Genomic DNA, 13,165 nt, shown 5'->3' on the forward strand with positions numbered 1-13,165 from the left:
GCGTGGGCATCGGTTTCTTTGAAAATGAAGCTAGCGGATATTCCCGCACAAAACAAATATATATCCGATGGGGTATGGAGCGGTGTCTTTTCATTGACAAAAGGCGTATAGTGCCCGGATCGAACGCCCCGCCCGTCAGCGTCCGTTCATTTGATCCAGAGCCTTCCGGCTCGCAGTGATCCCCCTGATTTCGTTTCCCCCGATGGGTGCTCTGTGTTGAACGAGTGGCGGGTGGCGTTGGAGCATTCCATGACTGATACGACCTTTGCCGACCTCGGGTTGGCCGATACCCTTTTGCGTGCGCTGGAAACCTCCGGGTACCAGCACCCGACCCCGATCCAGGCCCAGGCCATCCCGGAAGTCCTGAAGGGAGGCGACCTGCTGGCCGCCGCCCAGACCGGCACCGGCAAGACGGCCGGCTTCACCCTGCCGATCCTGCAGCGCCTTTCCACCTCGGATGCGCCGCAGGCCGGCAATGGCCGCCCGCGTTGCCTGGTGCTGACCCCGACCCGCGAGCTGGCCGCGCAGGTTCACGAATCCGTGAAGACCTACGGGCGCAATCTCAAGATGCGCTCGATGACGATCTTTGGCGGTGTGAACATGAACCCGCAGATCAAGGCCCTGCGTGATCGCATGGACATCGTGGTGGCGACGCCGGGGCGTCTGCTGGATCACGCCAATCAGAAGACCATCGACCTGTCCGGTGTGGAGATCCTGGTACTCGACGAGGCTGATCGCATGCTCGACATGGGCTTCATCCGTGACATCAAGAAGCTGATTGCGATGATGCCGAAGAACCGCCAGAACCTGATGTTCTCGGCGACCTTCTCCGACGAGATCCGCAAGCTGGCCAACGGCCTGCTGAACAACCCGGCGGAGATCGACATCGCGCCGCGCAACACGACCGCCGAGGGCGTGAAGCAAAGCGTGCACCTGGTCGAGACCAGCCAGAAGCGCGAGCTGTTGAGCCACCTGATCCGCACCAACAAATGGGAACAGGTGCTGGTGTTTACCCGCACCAAGCATGGCGCCAATCGCCTGGCCGAGAAGCTGTCGAAGGATGGCGTGCGCTCCGAGGCGATCCACGGCAACAAGAGCCAGGCGGCGCGTACAAAGGCGCTGAAGCAGTTCAAGTCCGGCCAGGTGCCGGTCCTGGTAGCCACGGATATCGCCGCGCGCGGGCTGGACATCGACCAGCTGCCGCAGGTCGTCAATTTCGAGCTGCCGAACGTGCCGGAGGACTACGTGCATCGCATCGGTCGCACCGGGCGTGCCGGCTCCGACGGCGCCGCGCTGTCGCTGGTGGACGGTGAGGAGATCAAGCTGCTGAAGGGCATCGAACGCCTGATTCAGCGCCCGATCGACCGTATCGAAACCGAGGGCTTCGCCACGCCGAAGCCGGCTGCCAATGACGGCAACGGCAATCGCCGTGGTGGTCCGGGTGGCAAGCCGGGCGGAGGCGCCCGCAGTGGCGCCCCGCGCAACGGTCGCGGTGGCAAGCCCGGTGGTGGTCGCGGCGGCAACGGTCGCCCGTCCGCCAACGGCAACCGCGCGGCTCGCAGCCGGTAAGCGGACCCGCTAACGCAGTACCGCGAACCCGCGGTCCCGAGTCTCGGGCCCGCGGGTTTTTTGTGTCTGGGTATCGGGGGTGAGGCGAGCGCCCGCTCAAGGGCTTTATTCACCACGAAGCGCACGAAGAAGGTCAAGGCCAAAGGCCTATCAACTCAGAGGACGCAGAGAAAGGACGAATTCTGTCTGGAACGTCTGTTAGCCATGGCCGCTGGCCCCACGGCTGAAACCAAGCGAGCCCCATCCTTCACGTTGAAAGCCTTTTCATCCTCTCCGTGAGCTCCGTGTCCTCTGTGGCGCAATCGCCCTTGATCTTCTTCGTGTCTTCATGCGCTTCGTGGTGAGACGATTTCCTGATTAGCGATAAGAGTCAGCCAGTGCCGGGGGTCCTTCGGGGGGCGTGCATGGCCCGCCCCGGGGCACTTGGATCCAGGCCTTGTTGGGGATGTCACCATCGCGGAGCGCCTTAGCCCTGCCTGGTCATCCCGGCCGGAGCGAAGCGAAGAGCCGGGATCTCCCCCGTCGGGGCAACCCCCAACCGCAGAGATCCCGGATAACCGCTACGCGGTTTCCGGGATGACCAAGCTGGGGGCGGCTGGAAACCCGGGCTGGCACGGTCATTGGGCCTGGCTGATGATTATTGCTAATCAGGAGCGATTTTTGGCTTGTGTTGGGACATGAGGTTGACCCGGATCAAGACGATAGGGGCGGGGCGGATGGATACTGTGTCGGGCTCAAGACCGGGATCGGCTGGTCGTTAAGAGACGGAAAGGAGGGCGTCGATGAAGATTGGACCGTTGGGTGGGCTGCGACTGAAGCTGATTATCCTGGTGATCGTGGTGAGCACCGTGCCGTTGTCCATCATGGGCGGGGTGACCTTCCACACCATGAAGGGTGATCTGGCCGCGGGTGTGGACGCGGCGCTGGTGAGCCAGTTGTGGTGGCTGCTGTGGGTGCTGTGGATCGTGGCGTTCGTGGTGGCGCTGGGTATTGGCTGGTTCTACGCCAATGTGCTGACGCGCCCCATGGAGCGCCTGGCCGAGGGGCTGGAGGCGATCGGCGAGGGCCGTGCGGATCTCGGGCACCGAGTGGAGGTGACGACCGACGACGAGATCGGGCGCACCGGCGCGGCCTTCAACACGGTGATGGGCCGGCTTTCCGGGCTCATTCGCCAGGTTGCCGACGCGGCGGACGGGATTGCCGCCTCGGCGCGGCAGCTGGATGGGCGCAGCAATGAACTGACGCGTGCCACCCACGAACAGCGCGGTGATGTGGAGCAGGTGGTCACGGCGATGAACCAGATGTCTGCCACGGTGCAGGAGGTCGCCAACAACACGCAGAGCACGGCCGAGAGCGCGGGGCAGGCGACGCGTGCGGCGGAAGGCGGGCGCACCGTGGTGCAGGCGACCCAGGGTGCGATCAACACGCTGGCCGGCGAGATTCGTCAGGCGAACAATGTGATCGTGGAACTGAAAGGGGACAGCGACAACATCGGCACGATCCTGCAGGTGATCGAGGAGATCGCCGAGAAGACCAACCTGCTGGCGCTGAACGCGGCCATCGAGGCGGCGCGGGCCGGCGAGGCCGGGCGGGGCTTCGCGGTGGTGGCGGACGAAGTGCGCCACCTGGCACAGCGCACGAACGACTCGACCGGGGAGATCCGCGAGATCATTCAGCGCCTGCAGGGCGGGGCCACCCGCGCGGTGCAGGCGATGGAGGTCAGCCAGCAGCATGCGGAAACCTCCGTGGCGAAGGCGGGCGAGGCCGGCGAGACCCTGGAGTACATCCACGACTCGGTGACCGCCATCGACGACATGACCCGCCAGGTGGCCAGCGCGACCGAGGAGCAAAGCCAGGTGGCGGAAGAGATCAACCGCAACATCCACCACATCAACGATATTGCCGTGCGCAATGCCGACGGGGCGAACGAGATGCAGCAGGCGGTGGAGGCGCTGGAGGCCTTGGCGCAGCAGCTACAGGGCGAGGTTGCGGGGTTCCGTCAACAGGCGTAACGGCCGAGCCAGGCGCAGCGCAGGTTCGGCTCGCCATCCTGGGAAACCGGGGGTGGTGTGTTGTGACGCCGGATAAGCGACCGCAAGGCCTTGCAACGGGGCTTCAGAAGCCCCGGCGCAGGGCGTCGAAGCCCAGAGCGACGTCGTCGGGGTCGGCACCGGGCTCGATGCGCAGGCGTTCCCGCACCATGTTGCGATCGATGTGGGATTCCTCGATGGCGGTGCCCGGCAGACGGTAGAGCCACCAGGCCAGCGCCGCCTGGGTGCGGGTCTCCGACCAGGGTTCCAGGTCGGTGCCGATCCGCTCGGCGTGGGCGCCCAGCTCCTCGTTGAAGAACGGTTCCAGCCGGTCCAGTGCCGCGAGCGGGTCGGGCATCTCCGGTCGCTCGCCGTCCAGTGCCTCCGTGGCGCGCGCCAGCTCCTGGCGGGCGATCTCCGGCCAGATCTGCGAGGGCAGGTAGCCCTCCATCGCCGGGCGACCCGCCGCGGTGATGCCGTGCAGGTAGCCCTGTTCGGTCTGCAGGTAGCGATCCAGCGCCCGAAGGGCCTCGTGTGCCCACTCCAGTGTGTCCCTGTCTTCCAGCACTCGCGCCATGTTGGCGAGGGCGGCGATCGCCTGGCCCGAGGTGTCGGCGTAGGTGTTGCGGTCGACCTGCGGCGGGTCGGTTTGCGTGCGCGTCTCCGGGTCCAGCTGGTAGTAGTCGCGGTCGGCGTACTGGCTGTTGCCGAAGCGGAGCTGGCGGCTGTCCCACAGGTGGTCTTGCAGGTAGTCGCGGATGCCGCGGGCGATCTCGGCGTAACGCTCGTCGCCGGTGGTGTCATGGGCCTCGGAGAACAGCCACAGGAACGCCGCGTTCTGGTCCAGGCGCTTGGAGGTCTCCAGTGCCAGGACGGGGTCGCGCTGGTCCGGATCGTGAAAGAAGAAGAAGCCGCCTTCGACCTCGTCGTAGAGGTCCTCCGCGATCTGGTCGAGTAGCCCGGGCATGCGATCCCGCCACCCTTCGGCGGTGAGCAGGAAGCGATAGGTCCAGGGCTGCGGGCGCTTGCTGAGGGTGCCGAAGGTGGCGCTGCCGCTCAGGCGGTCGGCGCGGGCATCGTAGACCTCGTCGAGCATCTCCATGAAGGCTTCAAGATCGTCGATCGCGGCATCGTCCGGCGTGATCTCGCGACCGGTGACCGAGAACATGTCCCGCTGGGCCACCAGGATGCTCTGCAGGTCGCGGGCATTCACGTGACCGGTAAAGCGGGTCAGCATCTCGTCATCAGAGTTCACGATGACCACGAAGGGCAGGCCGCGGCCACCGTAGCGCCGGAATAGATCTGCACGTTCGTCCAGATCGACCAGGACCGGGATGTAGTGTTGGTCGACGGTGTCCACCACGTCGGGGTTCTCCAGGGACTCGTCCTGGAAGTCGCGGCACCAGGTACACCATTGGCCGTGAAAATAAAAGAAGATGGGCCGCTCGCGTGCCTCGGATTCCTCGAAAAGCTGGCTGTCCCAGTCCTGCCAAGAGATCGCGGAATCGGCGGGGTAGTCCTCAGCGGCGGCCGGCAGAGCGAGCAACAGCAGGACGAGTCCCGCGCCGAGTCCGCATGCGGCGGACCACTGGATGCGGCGTATGGCGGGCAGCTTCTTGATGTCGACGGATCGAGTCATGGCGGGTGCTTCAGATCGTTGTGCCTATTGGTATAGACCAATGGGAGAATTGAGCGTTCGTGCCCGGGGCGGGTGATAGGATGGCCGGACTTATTGGGGCAATTGTGGTGAATGCATGAACGTCGAACGCGCCGGGCGCCGCGCCCTGCATCATGTCGAAGTGGCCGTGCTGGTGGTGATCGCCATCGCCACCGTGATCGCGATCCTGCAGGAGATCGCCACCATGGTCTCGGCGATGTGGGTGGGATTGGCCGACCTGCTGTTGCTGTTCATCTTTCTTGAGGTGCTGGCGATGGTCGGGATCTACTTGCGTTCCGGGCGTCTCCCGGTGCGCCTGCCGATCTACATCGCGATCGTCGCGCTGGCGCGTTACGTGATCATCGACATGAAGGACATGGACGTATGGGAGCTGATCGCGGTGACGGCCGGGGTCCTGATTCTGGCGGGCGCAGTGCTGGTGCTTCGCTACGGGCATGTCCGGCTCCCGTATGACGACGAAGGTCGCATGACGCCGGGGATCGAGGACGATCCGGCGAAGGAGCGCGACGTGCCGAAGGGGCGCTACGGGTCCGATCGATGACGCGGCCGGGTGCAAGCCGGCGGGTGATTCACCTGTTGCCCGGCCTGTGGGCAGCGCCCGAGGGTACGGTGGCCGGGGCGCCTCCGCTCTCTGTGCGACGTCTGGCGCGCTGGCTCGGACGGGCGCGGAGCGGGGTCAGCGGCACGGAAGCACCAGGATGGGAGGCCGCGTTGGCCGAGCGGCTGGGATACCGGCCAACCGATTCCGGATGGCGAACCTGGCTGGTCCAGCCGGTGCAGCTGACTGCGGGGATGAAGGACCTGGTGGCCTATCCGGTGGATCCGGTGTCGGAGGCCGAGCGCGAGGCCTTGTGGTCGGCTGCACAGCCGGAACTGGAGGTGGCCGGGGCGACCTTGGCGCTGAGTGAAGACGGCTTGTGGGAGATGCGGATGGACGCCGAGGGCGATGCGTCGGGCCCGCCACCGTCGATCGGCATGGGGCGCGCCATGGTGGCGCTGTCGATGCAGGGCGATGTAGCTCGGCGCCTGCAGGTACTGGCCAACGCCTTGCAGATGGCCTGGTTCCAGCACCCGGTGAATCTGGCGCGCGAGCGGGAGGGGCGTGGGGCCGTGCATGGCCTCTGGCCCTGGTCGCCCGGGCATCCCGGTGGCCCAACGAGTGTGGGCCGTGTGTGTGGCGGCGGTGTGGTCGCGCACTGGCTGGCGCGGGGTGCCGGCATCGACTGGGCAGCCGACCCGGCGGCCGACCCGGCGGAATCCGGCGATACCGTGGTCGTCGTCGAGGCACTGGAGGCGGCCCCGTCGCTCGAGCGCCGGCTCGAGCTTCTGGAGTCGGTTGCCGACGACGTGGTGGCGCCGAAGCTGCGGGCTCTGCTCCGTGGCGGCCTGGGCGCGCTGGAATTTGTTGATCCGCAATCCACGGCCGGGTCAGGCGCCGGCGCCCTGGTGCTGGAACGCCGCGACGCGCTGGCGTTCTGGCGCCGTCCCCGCCGGCCCTGAAGCCGCTGTCGGGTGTTATACTGCGCGGCTTTTCTCGCCACGTGATCGAACCTGCCGTGCGCGCCACGGCACCCGACGGAAACTGCCATGGAACTGAACGCGCTGTATTCCCTGATCGATGACCTGAAAGGCCGCCTGGAAGGCCTTAGGGGGTATCTTTGACTACCCTGCCAAGGAAGAACGGCTAGAGGAAGTCCAGCGCGAGCTGGAGCAGAACCCGGATATCTGGAACGACCCGGAGCAGGCCCAGGCGCTGAACAAGGAGCGGGCCCAGCTTGAGGGCGTGGTGGTCAACATCCGCGAGATCGGCACCCAGCTGGACGAGAGCCGGGACCTGCTGGAGATGGCTGAGGCGGATGGCGACGAGGAGACGGCGGCGTCAGTCGAGGCCGATGTGGAGGCGCTGACCGCGCGTATCGAGGGCCTGGAGTTTCGCCGCATGTTCTCCGGCGATATGGACGAGGCCAACGCCTATCTCGATATCCAGGCCGGTTCCGGGGGCACAGAGGCCCAGGACTGGGCCAACATCCTGCTGCGCATGTACCTGCGCTGGGCCGAGCACAAGGGTTTCAAGGCGGAGGTCACCGAGCTCTCCGAGGGCGAGACCGCCGGGATCAAGAGTGCGACCGTGCACATCCAGGGCGAGTACGCCTTCGGCTGGCTGCGCACCGAGACCGGCGTGCACCGGCTGGTGCGCAAGTCGCCGTTTGATTCCGGCAACCGCCGGCATACCTCGTTCGCGTCGGTGTTCGCCTCCCCGGAGATCGACGAGAACTTCGAGATCGAGATCAATCCGGCCGACTTGCGGGTGGACACCTATCGCTCCTCCGGCGCCGGTGGTCAGCACGTGAACACCACCGACTCGGCGGTGCGCATTACCCACGTGCCGACCGGAGTGGTGGCGGCGTGTCAGGCCGGGCGCTCGCAGCACAAGAACCGCGAAATGGCGATGAACCAGCTGCGCGCCAAGCTGTACGAGCGCGAGTTGCAGGAGCGCAATGCCGAGAAGCAGGCGGTGGAGGACACCAAGTCCGACATTGGCTGGGGCAGCCAGATCCGCTCCTACGTGCTGGATCAGTCGCGGATCAAGGATCTGCGCACCGGCGTGGAGGTCGGGAACACCCAGGGTGTGCTCGACGGCGACCTCGACCCCTTTATTGAAGCCAGTCTCAAGAGTGGCTTGTAAGTCTATCTATTGCATGGATTTCTGATGACCGAAACCACTGACGAGAACAAGCTGGTCGCGCAGCGCCGCAGCAAGCTGAACGAGCTGCGCGCGGCCGGTCCGGCGTTCCCCAACGATTTCCGTCGCGATGCGCTGGCGGGTGCGCTGCACGCCGCGCACGACGAGACCGAGGGCGAGGCGCTGGAGGCCCAGGGGATTCGCGTGACGGTCGCCGGGCGCATGGTCGGCAAGCGCGTGATGGGCAAGGCAAGCTTCATCCGCCTGCGCGATCAGTCGGGCGACATCCAGTTGTTCGCGCAGCGTGACAGCCTGCCGGAGGGCGTGTACCCGGCGTTCAAGCAGTGGGATCTGGGCGATATCGTCGGTGGCCAGGGCACGCTGTTCAAGACCAAGACCGGGGAATTGACGGTCCAGCTCGACGAGCTGCGTCTGCTGACCAAGAGCCTGCGTCCGCTGCCGGAGAAGTTCCACGGCCTGACCGATCAGGAACAGCGGTATCGCCAGCGCTACGTGGACCTGATCACCAGCCTGGACAGCCGTGAGCTGTTCCGCACCCGTACCCGGATCGTGCGCTACATCCGCGAGTACTTCGAGGATCAGGATTTCATCGAGGTGGAGACGCCAATGATGCAGGTGATCCCGGGCGGGGCGACCGCGCGGCCGTTCACCACCCATCACAACGCGCTGGATATGCCGCTGTACCTGCGCGTCGCGCCGGAGCTGTATCTGAAGCGCCTGGTGGTCGGCGGCTTCGAGAAGGTCTTCGAGATCAACCGCAATTTCCGCAACGAGGGGTTGTCCACGCGGCACAACCCCGAGTTCACCATGCTCGAGTTCTACGAGGCGTTCGTGGACTACCGCGCGCTGATGGATCGCACCGAGACCCTGCTGCGCGGGCTGTGCGAGGACGTGCTGGGCACGACCACCATTGAGTACCAGGGCGAGAGCTACGATTTTGGCAAGCCGTTCACCCGCATGAGCGTGCGCGAGGCGATCCTGGCCCACAATGCGGAGATCGCGGACGCCGACCTGGACGACATCGAGAAGGTGCGCGCGCACTGCGAGCGCCTGGAGATCCCGATCAAGCCGAGCTTCGGTCTGGGCAAGCTGTGGACCGAGATCTTCGAGTACACCGCCGAGAACCAGCTGCGTCACCCGACCTTTATTACCGCCTATCCGACCGAGGTCTCGCCACTGGCGCGGCGCAACGACGATGACCCGTTCGTCACCGATCGCTTCGAGTTGTTTGTCGGCGGGCGCGAGATCGCGAACGGCTTCTCCGAGCTGAACGATCCGGAAGACCAGGCCGAGCGCTTCCGCGCCCAGGTCGCGGAGAAGGACGCCGGTGACGACGAGGCCATGCACTTTGACGCCGACTACATCCGAGCGCTGGAGTACGGCCTGCCGCCGACCGCCGGGGAGGGCATTGGCATCGACCGCCTGGTGATGCTGCTGACCGACAGCGCCTCGATCCGCGACGTGCTGCTGTTCCCGCACCTGCGCCCGGAGGCCTGACCCCTCGCGCGTCGGTCATGCCGACCGGGCTCGGTTCGAGGGCGGCGAAGGGGTCAGCGTCGCTTCAATCGCGTTCGAGTGACAGCAGCGTAAAATCTTCGCCATCGAGTCGTATATTCAGCTCGTCACCGTCTTCGGTGATGCCCTCGAGCTCGATGACGCCGTCGTCTTCGAACTCGATTTCCTTGAAGCGGAGCATGCCGTGATCCCGCGCGACGGCCGCTGAGCGGAGAATCATCTGGGCGGTCATGCCCGCCGCGTGATCGGGGTCGCGTACGCGTTCTTCGCGAAGCAGATCACCATCCAGATTAAACCGGGTCTCCATGCGCAGCTGGGCGTCGTCCCAGCCCTTGAGGACGAATTCCCGGTCACTTTCTGCCTCCAGTTCCTCGAAGGTGTCGAAACCGTGTTCCTGGCCGATGTCGACGATGGCCTGTATCGACTCGAGCGGGATGGTGTCGGACTGACCGGGGCTGCACGCCGCCAGAAGGACGATGAGCGGGGCGACGGCAAGGGAGAGAAGGCGCAGATTCATGAGTTCGAGACCTGATGGTGGGTTCTGGGGAGTGGCAAGGACCGGCTGGGCGTCAGTATCGCATTGCGCCCCGGGTGCGTCAGGAAAGGTTCTGATCAGGCTGCCCCCACGCAAAGGCCCAATCGCGTGTGCGCCGTCCAGCTGGGTCTCCTCGAAACGCGTCAATTCGGGTTCGCCACGGTTTGCATGCTCGCTTTCTGCCGAGTATAGACGGGAAGGCAGGCCTTGCATGGGCGAGTCCCGGCCTCCCTTCACGATGGATTATCGTCGCCTCGAGTGCCGGGTAGTGCCGGGTTGGCGGTTTCCACTCGGTCCGGGGTGCCGAGGGCGCGCTGCTGCAGTTCGGCGAGGGCGACGCGCTTGTTGGGGAAGATGTTTCCGCGGCCGATCTCGTCCAGCAGGCCGGCACGTTCCATGGCCTCGCGGACGGGTTTCTTGAGACCACTGAACATCAGCTTGCAGTCGGCGGCTGCAAGGTCGCCGATCAGGGCGCGCACCTTGTCCACGCCCGAGGCGTCGATGCGGTTGATACTGTTGCCGAGCACCAGCACCGCCCGGGCATTCGGGTTGCGCGCGACGGCGTCCATGACCGCGTCCTCGAAGTGGGCGACGTTCATGAACACCAACGAGGCATCAAAGCGCAGTACGGTGAAATGTGGGCCGGCCGGACGCAGGTCGTTGCTGATCGCCCCGGCCAGGGAGCCGTCGGGGCGCAGGCCCTGGATCTCGGAACGCGGGCGCACGGTGCCGACCAGGAACAGCAGCGATGACAGGATTACGCCGACGATCACGCCATTGGCGAGATCCGGGGCCATGTACAGCGTGACGAAGAAGGTCAGGAATCCGGCCAGGCCATCGGCGCGGTTGATGGTCCACGACCGTGCCAGGGCCCGGAAGTCGAGCAAGCCGAACACCGCCGATATCACGATGGCCGCCAGCACTGCCTGGGGCAGATGGTAGAGATAGGGGGTCAGGAACAGCATGGTGATCAGCACGCCGATCGCGCTGACCACCGCGAACAGCCCGCTTTGTGCGCCGGAGCGGGCCGCGACCGCCGAGCGCGAGAACGAGCCGCTGACGGAATAGGACTGGAAGAAGCTCCCGACGATGTTGGCCAGACCCTGGCCGATCAGTTCCTGATTCGGGTTCAGCTTCTCGCGCCGCTGGGCGGCGAGCGCGCGCGCGATGGAGGTCGCCTCCATGAAGCCGATCAGGGCCATCACGAACGCGGCGGGCAGCAGGGCCGGGATGACCTCCCAGTCCAGCACCGGCAGCTGCAGGCTGGGCAGTCCCTGGGGGATCGTGCCGACGACCTGGCCGCCGGAAGCGACAATGATGCGCTCCTCGTCGAAGCCGGACAGCCGCCATGGGCGGCCCTCGGCATCGGCATGCCAGGCGCGGAAGCGCGCCTGACCGTCTGCGGTCTCGGTGCGCTCCAGGCGTACCTGGTGGGCCGTTATGCGCAGGTCGCTCAGTTCGCGCTTGAGTTGCGACTCGCGGATCTCCAGGCGGGCCACGCGCACCGCCAGGTCGGGTGATTCCTCGCCCGCCTTCTCGGCCTCCTTGAGTGCGCTGTTGGCCTCGCTCAACTCTTCCGAGGTGGTACCCATCTCCGTGCGGGTTGCGGCGAGCTCCTGGTACAGGTTGCGCACGTCGGTGGCCTGGATCTGCCCATGCGTGATGCGTTCGTTGTTCTCGAAGCCGGTCAGGGCGCTGAGTAGCGTACCCAGCACGACGACCACCAGCACGCCCGGCAGGCGGGGCATGATCCGTCGCATCACGATGAGGGTGACCAGGGTGCCGGCGCCGAAGGCGATGGTCGGCCAGTGGGCCTCCCCCAGCTGGGCAATGACGCCGGCGAAGTCGGTCAGGAAGGCGCCGGTATCGGGCTTCGGGACATTGAAGAAGGTGTTGATCAGGGAGAGTCCGATGATCAGCGCCGCCGCGTTGGTGAAGCCGACGATGACCGGCTGGGAGACGAAGTTCATCAGGATGCCGAGGCGGAATACGCCCAGCAGAAGGCGCATGATGCCGACCATCAGCGCGAGCAGGATCGAGAGCTGGATAAAGTATTCGGTGCCGGCCACCGCGAACGGCGCGAGCGACGCGGCCGACAGCAGCGACAGCATCGCGACCGGCCCGGTATGCAGAAAGCGCGAGGAGCCCCACAGCGAGCCGACGATCGCCGGGATCGCCGAGGCGTACAGCCCGTACACCACGGGGAGGCCCGCGAGTGTGGCATAGGCCATGCCCTGGGGCACCAGGATCATGGCGACGCTGAGGCCGGCCATGACGTCGGCGCGGACGGATTTCCCGGACATGGGAAACCAGGCGAGAAAGGGAAACAGACGGTAGATCCGGTCGGTATTCATGTAGGCGGGGTGTTCCTTGTTTCGGATTCGGGCGAACGCGTTCGGCCCGGCCGCGATGCGCTGCGGCCGGGTCTGCAACTCGACGGTGGTGACTAGCCCGCGGAGGGGAGCGCGGCGCCGGACGGCGCGGTCCGGGTGTCGCCCGGCCGCGGTTGGCGGGGTGCGGCGACCATGACCACCGGCAATTCCGCGGCCGTCTCGGTGGCAAGGATTTGGTGGCCGAGGTAGCCCTGTTCGTCGCAGACCAGGAAGTCCAGACGCAGACCGCGACCGAGGGCCCGGCGCAGGGCCCGTTCCGGGTCGCCGGTCAGGGCCTCGATGTGAACGCCGTGCGGCAGGGGTCCGGTGTCACGAATGAAGCCGTCGATCAGCGCGCCTGCCTCGGCCTTGCCCAGAAAGGTCAGGACAACCAGCTCGGCATCCAGTCGCTCGCAGCTGTCGGCGGCATAGTCGAACACGGGGCGCGGGGCGAATGGCCCGACGAACAGGCCAATCCGCCGGCGCGGTGCGGGCTGCGCAGCGGCTTGAGGTGCGCCGACCGATGGCGGATTCGCGGTCGGGGTATCGTTTGCGAGCGCACGATACTTGTCGCCCATCGGTTGCATCTCGGCGAGGTCGGCGTAGGCCAGGCCTTCGAGGATCTGTTTCATGGTGTGGCTCAGGGCAGGCATCGGTGTCTCCGTTGTGGTTCGTCCACGAAGCCTCTATGCAGATCGCGTGCCACTCCATAAAAACAATGACTTATCCGGATTGTGGTGGGGTGTTGAGGAGGCGTGTGTT

10 protein-coding genes are annotated in these 13,165 nt (G+C 65.9%); 6 read left to right on the top strand and 4 right to left on the bottom strand.

Annotated features, from left to right (window positions below; translation table 11 throughout):
• Positions 1-249 precede the first annotated feature (249 nt).
• Positions 250-1,569: a DEAD/DEAH box helicase gene (locus tag TVD_RS05305; RefSeq protein WP_018951780.1), complete on the top strand. Its 1,320-nt coding sequence runs from the start codon at positions 250-252 to the stop codon at positions 1,567-1,569.
• 782 nt (positions 1,570-2,351) lie between these two features.
• Positions 2,352-3,581 carry a methyl-accepting chemotaxis protein gene (locus TVD_RS05310; protein ID WP_019628270.1) on the top strand — a complete coding sequence of 410 codons (1,230 nt, stop codon included), beginning with the start codon at positions 2,352-2,354 and terminating at the stop codon, positions 3,579-3,581.
• A gap of 103 nt (positions 3,582-3,684) precedes the next feature.
• On the opposite strand, the gene TVD_RS05315 is transcribed toward TVD_RS05310, so the two are convergent.
• Positions 3,685-5,238, bottom strand: coding sequence for a DUF255 domain-containing protein (locus tag TVD_RS05315; RefSeq protein ID WP_082119086.1), 1,554 nt, complete (start codon positions 5,236-5,238; stop codon positions 3,685-3,687).
• A 115-nt stretch (positions 5,239-5,353) separates the two neighbouring features.
• On the opposite strand from TVD_RS05315, the gene TVD_RS05320 reads away from it, so the two are divergent.
• From TVD_RS05320 to lysS, 4 genes are all read left to right on the top strand, one after another.
• Positions 5,354-5,818, top strand: coding sequence for a phosphate-starvation-inducible protein PsiE (locus TVD_RS05320; RefSeq protein WP_018145887.1), 465 nt, complete (start codon positions 5,354-5,356; stop codon positions 5,816-5,818).
• 170 nt (positions 5,819-5,988) lie between these two features.
• Positions 5,989-6,777, top strand: coding sequence for a hypothetical protein (locus TVD_RS05325; RefSeq protein WP_047250999.1), 789 nt, complete (start codon positions 5,989-5,991; stop codon positions 6,775-6,777).
• An 87-nt stretch (positions 6,778-6,864) separates the two neighbouring features.
• Positions 6,865-7,963 (top strand): peptide chain release factor 2 gene (prfB, locus tag TVD_RS05330; RefSeq protein WP_155984856.1). Its coding sequence is split into 2 segments (ribosomal slippage): positions 6,865-6,936 and positions 6,938-7,963, totalling 1,098 coding nucleotides; the frame shifts between segments, so codons are not numbered across the junction.
• Between the two features lie 24 nt (positions 7,964-7,987).
• Positions 7,988-9,478 carry a lysine--tRNA ligase gene (gene lysS / locus TVD_RS05335; protein WP_047251000.1) on the top strand — a complete coding sequence of 497 codons (1,491 nt, stop codon included), beginning with the start codon at positions 7,988-7,990 and terminating at the stop codon, positions 9,476-9,478.
• A 64-nt stretch (positions 9,479-9,542) separates the two neighbouring features.
• On the opposite strand, the gene TVD_RS05340 is transcribed toward lysS, so the two are convergent.
• From TVD_RS05340 to TVD_RS05350, 3 genes are all read right to left on the bottom strand, one after another.
• Positions 9,543-10,013, bottom strand: coding sequence for a PepSY domain-containing protein (locus TVD_RS05340; RefSeq protein ID WP_018145883.1), 471 nt, complete (start codon positions 10,011-10,013; stop codon positions 9,543-9,545).
• A 251-nt stretch (positions 10,014-10,264) separates the two neighbouring features.
• Positions 10,265-12,385, bottom strand: a complete 2,121-nt coding sequence (locus TVD_RS05345; RefSeq protein WP_047251001.1) for a SulP family inorganic anion transporter — start codon at positions 12,383-12,385, stop codon at positions 10,265-10,267.
• Positions 12,386-12,477: 92 nt separating this feature from the next.
• Positions 12,478-13,056: a hypothetical protein gene (locus TVD_RS05350; protein ID WP_047251002.1), complete on the bottom strand. Its 579-nt coding sequence runs from the start codon at positions 13,054-13,056 to the stop codon at positions 12,478-12,480.
• Positions 13,057-13,165: the final 109 nt, after the last annotated feature.

The sequence above is a fragment of the Thioalkalivibrio versutus genome, from assembly GCF_001020955.1.
Lineage (GTDB): Bacteria > Pseudomonadota > Gammaproteobacteria > Ectothiorhodospirales > Ectothiorhodospiraceae > Thioalkalivibrio > Thioalkalivibrio versutus.